15 protein-coding genes are annotated in these 15259 nt (G+C 42.4%); 8 read left to right on the top strand and 7 right to left on the bottom strand.

Annotation, left to right across the window (positions count from 1 at the left end):
- Nucleotides 1-50: 50 nt before the first annotated feature.
- Nucleotides 51-1271: an ATP-binding protein gene (locus tag J2X69_RS05310; RefSeq protein WP_310099576.1), complete on the top strand. Its 1221-nt coding sequence runs from the start codon at nucleotides 51-53 to the stop codon at nucleotides 1269-1271.
- A 5-nt stretch (nucleotides 1272-1276) separates the two neighbouring features.
- On the opposite strand, the gene rnhA is transcribed toward J2X69_RS05310, so the two are convergent.
- The 4 genes from rnhA to aroQ form a co-directional block, all read right to left on the bottom strand.
- Complete coding sequence (gene rnhA / locus J2X69_RS05305; RefSeq protein ID WP_310099573.1) at nucleotides 1277-1729, bottom strand: ribonuclease HI; 453 nt, start codon at nucleotides 1727-1729, stop codon at nucleotides 1277-1279.
- 37 nt (nucleotides 1730-1766) lie between these two features.
- A complete protein-coding gene (locus J2X69_RS05300) occupies nucleotides 1767-2354 on the bottom strand; it encodes a MarC family protein (protein WP_310099570.1) in 588 nt (195 codons plus the stop codon).
- Nucleotides 2355-2719: 365 nt separating this feature from the next.
- Nucleotides 2720-3775, bottom strand: a complete 1056-nt coding sequence (locus J2X69_RS05295) for an aminotransferase class V-fold PLP-dependent enzyme (RefSeq protein WP_310099567.1) — start codon at nucleotides 3773-3775, stop codon at nucleotides 2720-2722.
- 11 nt (nucleotides 3776-3786) lie between these two features.
- Nucleotides 3787-4200, bottom strand: coding sequence for a type II 3-dehydroquinate dehydratase (aroQ, locus tag J2X69_RS05290; protein ID WP_310099564.1), 414 nt, complete (start codon nucleotides 4198-4200; stop codon nucleotides 3787-3789).
- A gap of 156 nt (nucleotides 4201-4356) precedes the next feature.
- Here aroQ and J2X69_RS05285 point away from each other — a divergent pair, with 156 nt between their 5' ends.
- The 6 genes from J2X69_RS05285 to J2X69_RS05260 all read left to right on the top strand — a co-directional run bounded on the left by J2X69_RS05285 (nucleotide 4357) and on the right by J2X69_RS05260 (nucleotide 8372).
- Nucleotides 4357-4548 carry a type II toxin-antitoxin system VapB family antitoxin gene (locus tag J2X69_RS05285; protein ID WP_310099561.1) on the top strand — a complete coding sequence of 64 codons (192 nt, stop codon included), beginning with the start codon at nucleotides 4357-4359 and terminating at the stop codon, nucleotides 4546-4548.
- 4 nt (nucleotides 4549-4552) lie between these two features.
- Nucleotides 4553-4951 (top strand): PIN domain-containing protein, encoded by a 399-nt coding sequence (locus J2X69_RS05280; protein ID WP_310099556.1) that lies wholly within the window; start codon nucleotides 4553-4555, stop codon nucleotides 4949-4951.
- A gap of 31 nt (nucleotides 4952-4982) precedes the next feature.
- Complete coding sequence (gene xerD / locus J2X69_RS05275; RefSeq protein ID WP_310099553.1) at nucleotides 4983-5888, top strand: site-specific tyrosine recombinase XerD; 906 nt, start codon at nucleotides 4983-4985, stop codon at nucleotides 5886-5888.
- Nucleotides 5889-6163: 275 nt separating this feature from the next.
- Nucleotides 6164-6385: a redoxin domain-containing protein gene (locus J2X69_RS05270; protein ID WP_310100089.1), complete on the top strand. Its 222-nt coding sequence runs from the start codon at nucleotides 6164-6166 to the stop codon at nucleotides 6383-6385.
- A gap of 242 nt (nucleotides 6386-6627) precedes the next feature.
- Nucleotides 6628-7329 (top strand): hypothetical protein, encoded by a 702-nt coding sequence (locus J2X69_RS05265; protein ID WP_310099550.1) that lies wholly within the window; start codon nucleotides 6628-6630, stop codon nucleotides 7327-7329.
- Between the two features lie 170 nt (nucleotides 7330-7499).
- The gene (locus tag J2X69_RS05260; protein WP_310099547.1) at nucleotides 7500-8372 is read left to right on the top strand and encodes a glycoside hydrolase family 16 protein; all 873 of its coding nucleotides are present in this window, start codon (nucleotides 7500-7502) and stop codon (nucleotides 8370-8372) included.
- 158 nt (nucleotides 8373-8530) lie between these two features.
- Here J2X69_RS05260 and J2X69_RS05255 read toward each other — a convergent pair whose 3' ends face one another.
- The 3 genes from J2X69_RS05255 to aspS all read right to left on the bottom strand — a co-directional run bounded on the left by J2X69_RS05255 (nucleotide 8531) and on the right by aspS (nucleotide 13487).
- Nucleotides 8531-10876 carry a TonB-dependent receptor gene (locus tag J2X69_RS05255; protein WP_310099543.1) on the bottom strand — a complete coding sequence of 782 codons (2346 nt, stop codon included), beginning with the start codon at nucleotides 10874-10876 and terminating at the stop codon, nucleotides 8531-8533.
- 395 nt (nucleotides 10877-11271) lie between these two features.
- Nucleotides 11272-11631 (bottom strand): DUF4180 domain-containing protein, encoded by a 360-nt coding sequence (locus J2X69_RS05250; protein ID WP_310099539.1) that lies wholly within the window; start codon nucleotides 11629-11631, stop codon nucleotides 11272-11274.
- A gap of 101 nt (nucleotides 11632-11732) precedes the next feature.
- Nucleotides 11733-13487 (bottom strand): aspartate--tRNA ligase, encoded by a 1755-nt coding sequence (gene aspS / locus J2X69_RS05245; protein ID WP_310099537.1) that lies wholly within the window; start codon nucleotides 13485-13487, stop codon nucleotides 11733-11735.
- Nucleotides 13488-13800: 313 nt separating this feature from the next.
- Here aspS and J2X69_RS05240 point away from each other — a divergent pair, with 313 nt between their 5' ends.
- On the top strand, nucleotides 13801-15108 hold the full coding sequence (locus tag J2X69_RS05240; protein WP_310099534.1) for a peptidoglycan DD-metalloendopeptidase family protein: 1308 nt from the start codon (nucleotides 13801-13803) through the stop codon (nucleotides 15106-15108).
- Nucleotides 15109-15259: the final 151 nt, after the last annotated feature.

Below are 15259 nucleotides of genomic sequence, written 5' to 3'. Positions count from 1 at the left end.
ACACTTTGATAAAATAAACTGTATCTTTGAGGAAACAATGGCCTCATCTTATGATACTTAAAGAAGAAATAGCATCGGCAGTTGCAGGGCAAAAAAAGGTGGTGCTCAAGAACAACTCAGTAACCAAGAGAGAAGCTGCCAAGAATTTAAAGCCTTCCAGCACACATATAGAGGTAATCACGGGAATACGTCGTTGCGGAAAAAGCACGCTAATGCGGCAAATCATCTCAGAAAGCCAGACAGACTTTTCCTACCTCAACTTTGAAGATCCACGGATATTTGGCTTTGAAATAGGTGATTTCCCTAAATTAGATGAAGTATTTGGAGCGGAAAACTCCACCTATTTCTTTGATGAAATACAAAACGTGCCCGGCTGGGAGGTCTATGTCCGTCAGCTACATGATCGAGGAGAAAAAGTCTATGTCACCGGTTCGAATGCATCATTGCTCAGTCGAGAACTTGGGACAAGACTTACGGGCCGTTACCTAGCCCATGAGATATTTCCCTTTTCTTACCGGGAATTTTTGGAATACAATGCAAGACCGGATGAACAGGCAAGTTTTGAGGAGTATTTGAACTCCGGCGGATTTCCGGAATATCTGCGTGACAAAAACCCTGAGGTATTACAAAACTTACTCAAGGACATCGTCTTCAGAGACATCGCCATACGGTATAGCATAAAAAACACCAAAACGCTGATGGACATCACGCTTTTCCTGATATCCAATGTAGGAAAAGAGATGAGCTTCAATAGTCTTAAAAAAACTTTTGAGGTAGGCTCAGCTACTACTGTCTCCGACTATTTGTCTTGGCTAGAAGATGCCTATTTACTATTTTTTCTGCCCAGATTCAGTTGGTCTGCTAAAAGCATCTCCAAGAATCCAAAGAAAGTTTATTGTATAGACACCGGATTTGCCAAGGCAAATTCCTTGAGCTTTAGCAAAGATCAAGGCAGGTTATTAGAAAATCTCGTGTATATCTTGCTCAGAAAAACAAGGTTGAAAACCTTCTATTTCAGGGAGAACAAGGAGTGCGATTTTGTGGTTTTTGAAGGTGATTCTTGCAAATGGCTCATACAAGTCACAGAAAGAATCCATCTCGACAATCAAAAGCGCGAAGTGGATGGACTTACAGAAGCTATGGAGTTTTTTGGGAAAACTGAAGGCTTTATCCTCACCCTTGATCAAAGGGACACACTTTCTTCAGAGGGAAAAACCTTCCGGATACTTCCTGTCAAAGAGTTTCTTGCCGAATACTTAAATAAACCTTAGGTAACTCACAAACTTGATTCGTATCCGGTATCTACCTTAAGGTCAAACCCCTCTGCCGCTTGCACAGCCAGCACATCACATCTTTCATTTTCGATATTCCCTGCATGTCCTTTTACCCAGATAAACTTGGGTTTGTATTTCAGATGAAGTGGAATATACCGAAGCCAAAGATCCGGGTTTTTCTTATCCTTAAAACCTTTCTTTTGCCAACTCCAAATCCAACCTTTTTCCACAGAGTCGACCACATACTTGCTATCGGAATAGATCTGCACAGGAAACTCATCTGTGGTAAGTGCCTGAAGTGCACGAATCACAGCCAAGAGCTCCATGCGATTGTTGGTAGTTAGGCGGAATCCTTCAGAAAGTTCTTTTCGGTGCTTATTGAATTTCAGTACAGCGCCATAGCCTCCCGGGCCGGGATTGCCTTTGGCTGCACCGTCAGTATAAATGGAAATCATGGGACAAAGTTAACTAAAAATAGCCTAGACAATCAGGTTAAAGACCCGATTCTATGCCCGGAAAGGCATTTGTCTTGAAAATCTTGACTGCGATGGAAAGTAGAATAATCCCAAAAATTCTTCTTAGGACATCCAAACCCGTTTTGCCGATTTTTCGCTCCAGCCAGCCTGTGCTTTTCAGCACGATGTAAACCAAGATCAGATTCAGGAGAATTCCTATCGCAATGTTGATCTGCGCATACTCCGCTTTCAATGTCAGAATCGTAGTCAATGTTCCCGCGCCAGCAATTAGCGGAAAAGCGATTGGGACAATGGAAGCGCTGTCTTTGGCATCAGGATCAGATTTGAAAAGCTCGATCCCAAGGATCATCTCAGCTCCGATCGCAAAAATGATCAGCGCCCCTGCAATCGCAAAATCCTCTACTCCAATACCAAAGAGACTCAAAATTGATTTGCCTGCAAAAAGAAACAATATCATCAATACACCCGCAGCCAAGGTGGCTTTCTCGGATTGGATATGCCCAACTTTCTGTCTTAGATTGACGATAATCGGGATAGATCCGAGGATATCAATCACAGAAAACAGAATCAGGGAAACTGACAATATTTCTTTCAAATCAAACATTCCGCGAAATTAGGTATTTATGATTATCCGCAATGATGCCAGTAGCCATATTTTCTTTGTTTTCTTGGCTAGAAGACCGATGACGGATGACAGAAGTAACCTAAATGATAAAGTTCACCAAATCCTTTGATGCTTTAATTTCTCTAGTGGTAGAAAAGCGGATATACATATAGTTATTTAACGGATGAGGTCTAACAGACCTCGAAGATTTTTAAATTATGAAATAGTTAAGGAAAAAGTCACTGAAATATTAACGAATGCCAAGGCTTTGCAATAAGAAAACAAAAGGTCCAAGTCGGGAGACTTGAACCAATAAACGAGTTAGAAACTGCGTCCTCTGCGAAAACCTCTGTGTCCTCCTGTGGTTAAAATTTGCCCAAAAACGCAATCAACTTATCCATTTCTGCATTAGTAATCGCAGGGAAATTTGCAATACGGAAGCTTGTTGGTTTATGGGGGCCATAGCCTGATCCAAGTTGCATTCCCTCTTTTTCGGCATCTTTCTTTACCGAAGCAATCAGATCCTCAGAGCCTGTTACTGCCAAGACGGTCGTGCTTCTCGTTTCTGCATTATCCACCAGCATCCGAAGGGACTTAGACTGAGCCACTGCAGTTTCCAGCTTTTGCATACGCCCTCGGAGATTGGCATCGATGTGCTGAACTTCTTCCAGATCTTTCAAAACCCGATTGAGCAAATAGATCCCAAGTACATTGGGGGTATAGTGTGTCTGATAACCGGCAGCATTTTCCAGTATAAAACTCAAGCTGTTATACCTTCCTTTTTCTCCCTTGCTTTCACATTTCTCTATGGCTTTGGGTGAAAGAATAAGTATTCCCAAGCCCGCCGGAAGACCAAAGCATTTTTGTACCGATGCATACCAAATATCCGCCAAGCTAAAATCCAATTCGATTCCGGCCATGGAAGAAGTCGTATCCACTGCAATCATTTTGTCAGGATATTTATCTTTAATAGACCTAATCACCGACATCGGCACCTGAGTCGCATTGGCAGTTTCATTTTGCGTGAGCGCGATCACATCAAAGTCCTCGCTGATCTCCAAACCTGCCACATCAATGGCTTCATTTGCTTCGATTTTCAGTCCATCAGTTGCAGGATTGATATGCTTCGCAAAGCCTATCCACTTTTTCCCAAATGAACCTGAATAAATATGATAACTAGCCTGCTGCACAATGGACTGGGTGATAATCTCCCAATTCTCGGTAGCACTGGAGGTGAAGAGCAGTTTGTAATCTTCCGGCATGTGAAGCTTCTCACGCATCAGTTGTTCGGTCTCTTGGTACAAAGACATAAACGCACTGCTCCGATGATTGGCGCTTAGAATACCTTCATTGTAGGCATCTTGCAAATAAGTAGGTAGGGCATCGTAAACTTTGGATGGCCCGGGTGCAAATGTGAGCATAGGTTGTTAGGTTATAGGAAATAGCGGATTCCAAGTTCGTAGCCCTTCAGGCCAAGTCCGGAGATCATTCCGACGCAGGACTTGGAAATAATGCTTTTGTGGCGGAATTCTTCCCGCTTATAGATGTTCGAAATATGTACTTCCAGCGTAGGCGTAGTCACCCCGGCGATGGCATCTGAGATAGCTACTGAGGTATGGGTATAGCCACCTGCATTGAGCAGAATTGCATCAAAGGAAAACCCAACTTCATGAATCTTATTAATCAGCTCGCCCTCCACATTACTTTGGTAGTAGTGAAGCTCAACTTCAGAAAAAGTGCGTTTTAATTCTTCGAAATATTCTTCAAACGAAGTGCTTCCATAGACTTCAGGCTCTCTTTTGCCAAGTAGATTAAGATTCGGGCCGTTAATGATCAGGATTTTCAAAACAAAATTCGGTTTGATAGTTATCAGCTCAAAGTTAAAAGGATTTTCAGGTTTTAAAGTGGAAAGGATAGAAGGTTTTAAGGTTGAAAAACATTCTTATGGAAGAGAAACTTTTGTGTATAGATTTTCGTAATTTGGTGTATAAACACTAATACCATGAGAACTAATATTGAAATTGATGAGGAATTGATGAATGAAATTCTTGATAAGACCGCCCTTAAAACCAAAAAAGAGGTTGTCGATAAAGCGCTGCGTGAATTCCTCCGCAAAATTAAACTCCATGAATTGAGTGATCTAAGGGGAAAAATCACTTGGGAAGGAAATCTTGACGAAATGAGAGAGAGCTAATACGATGTTTGTTCTTCCTGACACCTCTATTTGGATCAATTTTTTCAATAATCCTTATTCAGTTATCTCTGAAAGGCTAGATATACTAATTGATGAGGATCTAATTGTTATTTGCCCTCCTATTTATCAAGAGATTCTGCAGGGGACAAAAGACGAAAAGAGTTTTCAAATACTTTCCCAAAAACTATCCAGCTTGACTCGCCTAAATGCTGATCCATACGAAGCTGCGATAGGTTCGTCTCAAATCTATTCAGGTTTGAGACAAAAAGGGGTAACTATCCGCAAAAGCAATGACTGCTTGATTGCTTGGTATGCAGTTAAGTACAATATCCCAATTTGGCATCAGGATAGAGATTTCGACATGATCGCCAATCAAGGAATATTGAAAATTTTCAAAATTTGAATTTCCAATTTTTAACTATTCCAATCTTCCAATGAGTAGTCTCTGGGAAAACCACATCAAGCAATTCCGGCATTACCTCAAACTTGAGCGCTCACTTAGTGGGAATTCTATTGATGCTTATACCCGTGATGTGGAAAAACTCGCGAAATACAGTGATGCAAATTTCCCCGATCAAAGCCCTTTGACGCTGGAACTGGAGCATCTGAGAAAGTTTGTAAACGAGCTGGCCAAGCTGGAAATATCAGAATACACCCACGCCAGAATTATCTCTGGCATCAAAGCTTTCTACAAATACCTGATGTATGAGGACAGAATCACCGAAGATCCTGCTCAGCTACTTGAAGCTCCGAAACTTGGCCGAAAACTCCCGGACACGCTCAGCTATCAGGAAATTGTGCAACTTTTAGAGGCAATTCCACTCGGAGAACCTGAAGGCCACCGCAACCGCGCGATACTGGAAATGCTTTACAGTTCAGGCTTGCGGGTATCCGAACTTACAGAATTAAAAAAAGGGCAAGTGTTTGAAGACGTAGGGTTTCTGAGGGTGACGGGCAAGGGAAACAAAGAACGTCTGGTCCCCATAGGAAAGGATGCACTGAAATACCTGAATATCTATAAAGATGAAGTTCGGGTACATCAACCCATCGCCAAAGGCCATGAAGAATATGTCTTTCTAAACCGAAGAGGCAAGAAACTTTCCAGGGTAATGATCTTCCTGATTATCAAAAAGACCGCTGAGCAAGCGGGAATAGAGAAAAATATTTCCCCCCATACCTTCCGGCATTCCTTTGCCACGCATCTGATCGAAGGAGGAGCTGATCTACGTGCTGTCCAGGAAATGCTTGGGCATGAAAGCATCACCACTACCGAAATCTATACGCATCTGGACAGGGATTATTTGAGGCAGGTGCTGACTGATTTTCATCCTAGGAAATGATTTTGAGTATAGAGTATCAAGATGAACGTATCAAGAATTTACGCCAATAGGGCTGGACTATAATCTGAATTTAATTAATTGCGTAGTTTTGAAATTTGTAAATTAGCTACATTGCGTTTTACCAAAGTGCAACCACAATGAAAAAAATAACTCTGCTAATACTCGCAATTCTAGCGCCCTATTGTTTCTCTATGGGTCAGAGTAATCCTTCAATCCCTCCTGAAGCCTTAGAAAAACTTATTAATACCTGACGAGAAAACACTTTAGGCTTACCAATTGGTGACAAATTTCCAGAATTTGAATTCGTGGATTTGGAAGGAAATAAAACTGATTACAAAGATCTAAAAGACAAATTGATCATCCTCAACACCTGGTTTGTAGGATGTAAAGGCTGCAAGGAAGAGGAAGAGAATTTGAAACAGCTAACAGAGGAATTCAAGGATCGGAAAGACATTGTATTTCTAAGCTTTGCGATGTCTTCACCGCAAAAGATCTAGCGATACTTTTCTAAAAGAGGAGATTTCGGATATCAGACCGCCAGTGTAGATCGAGAATGGGTTAATGATACCTTAAAAATCACATTGTCCCCTACGCATTACATTATCAAAGATGGGATTTTGGTAGAACAGGTTACCATGTCAATATCAGAGACTTTCTTTTTAGACTGGTACATAAATAGGATTCTGGAGTTTGTTTCCTGATCTACTAAATTTCACTTTTACGAAATTACCTCAAAATCATGTCACCCCTTTTACAAACACTATTTCCAAAACTGAATAGCTTATCCAAGCGGCAGAAACTAATGTTTCGCCTATTGCTTCTCAGTATAAGCCCAGTATTTTCCGCCTGCACTTCGACTAAAATTTACCCTAGAATCAGCTGCCATATTTGTCTAAGCCAACAGGATGGGATTTTACTACTTCCGCTGAACTGGCAAGAAAGCTTTAGGCAGCTCTCTATTGCAGAACAAAATCGTTTGGAAAAAATGATCGTGGAAATCCTTCACGAGAAGGGTTTTACCAATGTGGCATTATACGATCAAATGGATTATGAGCTTCTAAATGCAGGCATCAAAGATGTGAATGATCCTGTGCAACGGGCAAATATTAATCTGGAGCTGGGAATCCCTTATCTTCTGGGACTTAGCTTAGGAGAATTGGCATGGTCTGGAAATTGGGAAAGAACTGATCCGTCAGACTTTAATTCTCCCAGCCATTGGGAGAATGATACCCATATCAAAAGTTTCCTTAGAGTCGCCCTGATGGAAACAGCGACCGGTAACATCATCTCTGATTATGCCATCGAAACCACGATAAGTGAATTCCCGATCCCTATTGGTGACGGAGAAACCTTAGATTTGAATTTCGGTTCTCTTTTCAAGGCAGTCTCAATTTCTACCCGAAAGGGAATCAAAAACATAGTGAAAGACTGCGGATGCTGATTTCAAGACACAAGATACAAGTAGCGAGAAAAAGAAATCAGGATCCTACTCAGATTTTAGGCTTCGTTTAAATGTTCAGTCCTCAATAGATTAGGCTAGAAATTCTTATAGATTTTGAGGCGATTGATTTTGTATCAAAAGAGGATAAGAAAACCCCTATATTGAAGGCTATGAAACAGGTATTTATCTTACTTTTTTTACTGGTGACTAGTTTTCTTCCAAATGATTCCAATAAGAAGCATAAGTCTTTCCGCGAGGACTTCTCCAAATCCACGTTAAAGAATTTTCGATACGGTTCGACTGGGACACATGCCGATTCTAAACATACAATAGGAGTTCCGTCCCCCTCTGAGCCGAAAACCCAGATTCTTTCTTTCAAACTCAATCCGGAAGAAAAAGCCGGGCCAGGCAAAGGCCCGGAGATTATCTCCAAGCACTTCACTCATTTCGGAACTTACTCCACTAGACTTAAAGTGCCCGATGCAACAAAAAAACAGCCGAATGTAGGTGCTGTGGTCGGTTATTTCACCTACCATGAAGACCGAAAAAAAGGTCTTAGCGAAATCGACTTCGAATGGCTGCTGGCTGACCCAAGAATTATCTACGTGGGCACATGGACTGGCGAGCAGGGCAAACTGCAGCGCATCGGAAGGATCGTCAATCTGTCACAGGGAAAAATCATAGAGACAATCTCAAAGGTAGGTTTCGATGGGACACCAACACCTTTAACCGGCTCACAAAATATCCCGGAAAGTATTCCAGCTATTGAAAATTACGATGCTTCGTCCCAGTTTTACACCTATGGATTTGACTGGGAAAGTGACAGGATCCGGTGGTGGATGCTGCATCCTGAAACCGCTGACACACTAGTGCTTTGGAATTATCAGGGTTCTCAGCCCGGGATCCCCCAGCATGCGTCTAAGTATAGAATGAACTTTTGGCATACAGAGGATTGGGCTGTGGAAGGAAATCCAAATTCACTTGAAAAACCGGAATTCCCCTTCGAGCTGGAAGTGGATTGGATGGAGTATAAAAGGAACTGAAGTAAATCAGAAATATTGTTCACTCGGACAAGCTTTAGAATTATGCAGTCCAATCTAATAAGAAACAGTTTTCCATGGATCCAATTTGCAAGTCTTTGTGATCCATTTGCTCTCCTTGTTATTCAACCCAAGCTCTTTCGAGCTTGGGTTTTCACTTTTTAAAATTCTACCCGATAGCTCAGAATAGGAATCAATGGCGCTTGATAGGATGTTTTGATCTCTCCATTCATAGCTTCGAAGTAGCTGCCGAAGATGTTTTTCCTGTTGCTAGCATTCTGTATATCCAGCGCCCAGGTTCGGGTGGACTTGGGTTTGTTTTTCTTTAAGCTAAAACGAAGATCTGTGCGGAAGTAAGCGGGATTCTGATCGGTATAGGCGAGATTATCATAATATACCTCCTCTCCTTTTGCAATGGATTCTTCCAAATTGATCGGTGTAGTGCGCAGCCCACCCGTGTAGATCGCACGAACATTCAGTCCGAGAACTCTTTCTCTTTTGAGTTTGTACTCTTTACCGGCAGTCAGCGTCACATTGAAATTGCCATTATAGGCGGTATTTCTCCAAACATCCTCATTGGTTTTGTATTTGGAGCTGTACAGAGAAGTGGAGAGCAGGAAGTACAGGTTATTGTGCATAAACTGCTCCAGTGTGAGCTCCACACCGTAGTTTTTCCCAAACCCCTCATTTACCAGCGGGTCAGTGGCAAAAGTCCATTGCTGGTTGATGATGGAATAGGTCTCATCTGCACCACTTTTGATCGGAACATCGAACAAATGCTGGTAATAAGTCTCCACTTTCATACGCAGGTATGAAGTCAGCGAGCGATCATAGCCCAGCACAAAATGATGCGATTTGCTCAGCCCAAGATCTTCATTCGGAAGAATAATCTGTCCGTTCACTTCCTGCTCAGCAAAGTACGTTCCCAGTGGTTGCGTCTGACTATGCAGTCCGTACCCGAAGCTCAACCGCTGCTTTTCATCCAGCACATAGGAAGCACTGAGCCGTGGCTCGACTGAGTTTGAATTGTTCAGCAAAAGCTGCAGGTAATGCAGTCCTACATTGAAAGTCAAGCGCTCGCCGGCACGGTAGTTCAGTTGGGAGAAAGCCTGAATACTCTGCGTATTTCCTTTGGAATTGATGTTGGTCTGCAAGCCTTGCATACTTTCTTCGAAGTCATCCTCACGCAGATTGTAATACAATTGATTTACATAGACACCACTTCTCAAATTCGCTTTTGCAGAAAATTTGGTATTCAAAACAGAACTGAAAGTGATCTTGGAATTGCTGTAATTGTTATAATAGCGATCCTGAAACTGTAAATTGTTATCTAAGCGCGACGAGGTAGTCCCCAAGGCATTTCCTGAGGCCAACACAGTGGTTTGGAGGAAATTTGCTTCATTCAAACTATAGGAATGCTTGATTCCTGCAGCACCGGTATTGGAAAAGAAAGTACTTCCATAGCGATCTTCTTCAGATTCCCATTTCAGCGAATCCTTGAGCGCATTCCCCTTCTGATCACTAAGCCCTCCAAATCCAAATAAGGTAATGTTGCTTTTCGATCCGGTTGGCAGATAGATATTAAAGGACAAATCCTGAAAATTGGTCACAAAATCACCCAAAGGCAACCCAATATTCGAAAGCAATGAAAGAGTGGAATAGCGGTAGTTGACAAGGTATGAACCCTTGTAATTTTTGGCTATAGGCCCTTCTGCCGCCAAGTCCAAACCAAGAAATCCTGCCTGGATCGTGAACTCCCTGTTTTCATTATTCCCTTTTCGAAGATTCAGGTCAAACGCTCCCGAAAGCGCATTGCCATATTCTGCAGGAAAAGCTCCCGTCAAAAAATCGGAATTGGCCAGCAACTGCGAACTCAAGATGGACACGCCGCCTCCTGAAGTACCGGGATTGACGAAGTGATTGGGATTTGGGATATCGATTCCTTCCATTCTCCAGAGCAGACCATTGGGACTGTTGCCACGGATCGAGATATTGTTGTTACCATCGTCAGTACTTGTGACACCCGAAAAGGAGGCTGCCATACGCCCCGGATCATTTACCGCAGCGGCAAATTTCCTTGTTTCCTCTACAGAGAAAGTTCTTCCACTCACCTGAATCATATCGTTGACAGTTCGGTCTTTTTCGGTAGCAGTCACTACGAATTCATCGATTTGGGTGATGTTCTCTTCCAGAGGAATTGTCAGGACCACTTCCTTCCCTGAATTCAGTTGGATAGTTGGGAAAATAATTTCCTTAAAGCCCATAAAATTCACTTTGAGCGAATAAGTGCCCAATGGTAAATTGGCGAGTTTGAAGTCTCCATGCGCATCAGTAGAGGTTCCTATCACCGGATCTGAGCCTAAAACCATTACCGTTGCACCGGGCATAGGTGCCTTGGTGATTTGGTCGATCACCGTGCCGCGGATAGTCTGTGTAAGTTGTTGTGCTTGGAGGGGATTGATTGCCATGAAAAATAACACCGCAAAAACCTTAGTAAACGAATGCATATAAATGTGTTTAGTTTGGTTCTTTGACAAGAGGAGGAGGATTTACCCTTAGTGGGGAAAAGAATTTTCACGCAACAGCGCGATATTTTATACCTCTATTGAAGTCTACTACCATGGGCAGCAAGGGACAACTTTTTAAAATGGTTTGGTCAGAGGTTCATCGCTGCCATGATCGGGGTTCTCATCCCCGGAAGGCAGCGTATGATAAAAATTCTGATACAGGTATTCAGTAAAGAATTACCAAAGGAAATTCCCATTGTGAATTGGTCGCCTGAGAATGCTTTTCAGTTATAAAAGTTTATAATCAACGACTTGTGTGAAATGAACAAACTTCCGGTTGTTGGCAAATCGGAAATGGGTTTCAGCCAAGTCTTGCCTTGATCTCAACCCAACTCCTACTTAGTCAAGGCACTCAATGCTTCGTCAACCGATGCGACAAAATTGACCTGCCTCCCCTTGTTGCTTTCATAAATAAAATCTCTCAGGCTGTTGCTCGCAAATCCGGAAAAGTCACCCACTATTGCCAGACTAATCCGATAATTGGAAAACTTTTGAAGAATCTCACCAGCCATTTTATTCTTTAAGTCAAAAAAATCGGCAGTGATATTTTCTAGATGCAGGATGATTTTATCAAAGCCTTGGTAATAAATATCACCCATTAGATCCAGCGCATCTTCTGTGTTTTGTATTACTAGTTTGTCTGAAATCACTTCCGCAATCTCTGTTTCACCTATTTTGTGAGCCTGAATGTTCATTGTTTTTTATGTTCAATTTTTATCCTTGACAATTTCTTGCCCTCTTAACAAAAAAAGCTGTCACATTTCTGCAACAGCCTCTTCAGTATATTTTGCTTAGCTTATTTCTTCACTGCCAACTGAATAGACAATTCTGTCAATTGCTCATTGGCTATACTGCTAGGCGAATCAATCATTACATCTCTACCGGAGTTATTCTTAGGGAAAGCGATGTAATCCCTAATAGAATCTGATCCTCCGAAAATCGCACAAAGTCTGTCAAATCCAAAGGCTATTCCCCCATGTGGAGGTGCTCCGTATTCGAAAGCCTCCATTAGGAAACCAAACTGCTTTTGTGCCTCTTCTTCAGAAAATCCAAGATGCTTAAACATCAATTGCTGCGTCGCCCGATCGTGAATACGGATGGAACCTCCTCCGATTTCTACTCCATTAATAACCAAATCATATGCGTTGGCTCTTACTGATCCCGGATCTGAATCCAGCAAAGGAATATCTTCTTTCTTAGGGGAAGTGAATGGATGGTGCATCGCGTGGAAGCGATTGGTCTCCTCATCCCACTCCAGCAATGGAAAATCCATCACCCACAGCGGTTTGAAAACCGTGCGGTCGCGAAGCCCAAGGTCTTCACCCATTTTCAGGCGAAGTTCGGAGAGCTGCTTACGGACTTTATCCGCATCACCACTCAAAATCAACATCAAGTCCCCCTGTGCTGCTCCAAATGCATCTGCCCAATCCTGAAGATCATCAGCGGAGTAGAACTTATCTACCGTAGATTTGATCGTACCATCTGCATTGTATTTGGCGTACACCATACCTTTAGCTCCGATCTGAGGGCGTTTTACCCAGTCAGTCAGTGCATCCAGTTGTTTACGGGTATATTCTGCTGCCCCTTTTGCACAGATCCCCACTACCAACTCTGCTTGGTCAAAAATGCTGAATCCTTTTCCCTTTGCCAGGTCATTCAGCTCTACAAATTTCATTTCAAACCGTAGATCCGGCTTATCATTACCATAATACTTCATGGCATCGGCATAAGTCATTCGCTTCACTTCTTCCAGCTCTACACCTTTCACAGTGCTGAAGAGGTGCTTGGTCAATCCTTCGAACGTATTCAGGATATCTTCCTGATCCACAAAAGACATCTCGCAGTCTATCTGGGTAAACTCAGGCTGACGATCCGCTCTCAAATCCTCGTCACGGAAGCATTTTACAATCTGAAAATACCTGTCGAAACCGGAAACCATCAGCAATTGCTTGAAAGTCTGTGGAGACTGAGGCAGCGCATAGAATTCACCCGGATTGGTACGGCTAGGCACCACAAAGTCACGGGCACCTTCCGGGGTGGACTTGATCAAAACCGGCGTTTCCACTTCGATGAAAGCCTCAGCATCCATGTATTTACGTGTCTCCTGCATCATTTTATGACGCAGTTGGAGCTTTTCTCTCACCACATTTCTCCGCAGATCCAGGTATCTGTATTTCATACGGAGCTCATCGCCGCCGTCAGTTTCATCTTCGATGATAAATGGGGGAACTTTCGCAGCATTCAATACTTCCAGCGCTGTTACTTTGATCTCGATGGCACCGGTAGGGATTTTATCGTTTTTTGCGGTTCGTTCGATGACCTTACCTGTTGTCTGAACTACGAATTCCCGGCCTAATTCCGCTGCTTTTTCCAACAGTGCCTTTTCGCTGGAATCCTCTTCAAAAATCAACTGGGTCAAACCATATCGATCGCGAAGATCGACCCAGATTAAACCTCCTTTGTTTCTTACCCGCTGCACCCAGCCGGCAAGAGTTACTTCTTGATTTACGTGATCCAGGCGAAGTTCGCCACAAGTATGCGTTCTCAGCATGTTTTTTTAGTTTTTTTTGGGAGGTCAAAGATAAAGAAATGACCGTGAGAACACACGAATCATTGGATGATTAGCAATCTTTTCATCAATTTCTTTGAGATATTCACAGAAAACCCACCGGATCTTCAAGAAAAGGCAAAATTTCATCAAAGTGGACAGAGATCATACTGAAAATAAAATAATGGTTTCCTTTTCTTCGTTGGTATGATAGTTGGAGAGGAGCGATCAAAAGGGTTACACCTCAAAGCTTGGATTAAAAGCCCTTTTTTGCTTGATTGAGTTAAATTTCACCTTCCCTTAATAGTAACGATTAATGAAAAAGACTTGGATAGGAATTGCGGCACTGGTTATCATCATAGGCGCAGCATCTTCACTCCAATTTTTCAGCCTGCCTTTTCAATCCGAAAAGGAAGCAGAGATTGTAGAACCACCTTTGATTGATTCTTTAGCGAATCAGGTTTTCCTCTACGGAATAAACGTCACCGGGCTGAATATTGTAGAAGGCACCGTGAGTAAAAATCAGACACTCGGGTCTATTCTCGCTCCTTTCAATGTCCCCTATCAGATCATCGACGAAATAGCCAAGAAATCAAAGGAAATCTTTGATGTGCGGGGGATCGCTGCAAACAAGAAATTTACGGTGGTAACTCCTGCCGATTCTACCAAAGCCCAATTCTTCATCTACGAGCCAAATCCGGCAGAGTATGTAGTCTTTAATTTGGATTCCATAGATATATACAAAGCAGAAAAACCTGTAGAGTATAGAACCAAAGAAGCGGGAGGAATCATCAATTCCAATCTCTCAGCTGATATGACCAGTCAAGGCGTGACTTATGACATCATTGACCAGTTTGCGGATTTATACGGCTGGTCTATAGATTTCGGAGCTTTGCAAAAAGGAGACAAATACAAGGTCTCTTATCAGGAAAAAGTAGTCGATGGAGTGGTAGTTGGAGTTTCAGATATCCAAACAGCATTTTTTGAGCATAAAGGAGAACCTCATTATGCAATTCCTTTTGAGCAAAATGGAGAGATCACTTTCTTCGATCAGGATGGCAACAGTTTCAAAAAAGCATTTTTAAGAGATCCATTAAAGTACACTAGAATCAGTTCCAGATATAATCTGAAAAGATTTCACCCTGTACAAAAGCGATACAAAGCACATTTGGGCACAGACTATGCAGCCCCTACCGGTACAGAGATCAGATCCGTAGGAGAAGGAACAGTCACTGATGCCCAATATACTTCGGCCAACGGTAATTATGTTAAAATCAAACATAACGGCACCTATACCACGCAGTACTTACACATGTCAAAGATTGCCAAAGGCATCAAGCCGGGAACGAGAATCAGGCAAGGTCAGGTGATCGGCTATGTGGGAAGCACAGGTTTGGCGACCGGACCACATCTTTGCTTCAGATTTTGGAAAAATGGCAAACAAGAAGATTGGTTGAAAGAGAAGATTCCTCCTTCCCAGCCGATTGAAGCTAAACACAGAATGGCTTTTGAGTCTAAAAAAGTTGAATACATGGAAAGATTGGCTTCTATCAGGCTACCGGGCGAACCGGAAATATTGGTGGCAGAAGCACCAAAGCCAATTGTTCCTGCCAAAAGCGAATAATTGCATTTGCTTAGAAATCCCATAAGCGTCAGTCTTCGGACTTGCGCTTTTTTTATTTTTAAACCACAAAGTGCACATTTAGAATGCTTTCCGGAGAATTAATAAATCTGAATTTAATATTCTGTATGGCAGTCAGGACACTGCATTGATT

The organism is Algoriphagus sp. 4150 (assembly GCF_031457395.1).
Classification (GTDB): Bacteria; Bacteroidota; Bacteroidia; order Cytophagales; family Cyclobacteriaceae; genus Algoriphagus.
This window is presented reverse-complemented; position numbering and strand designations above follow the sequence as displayed.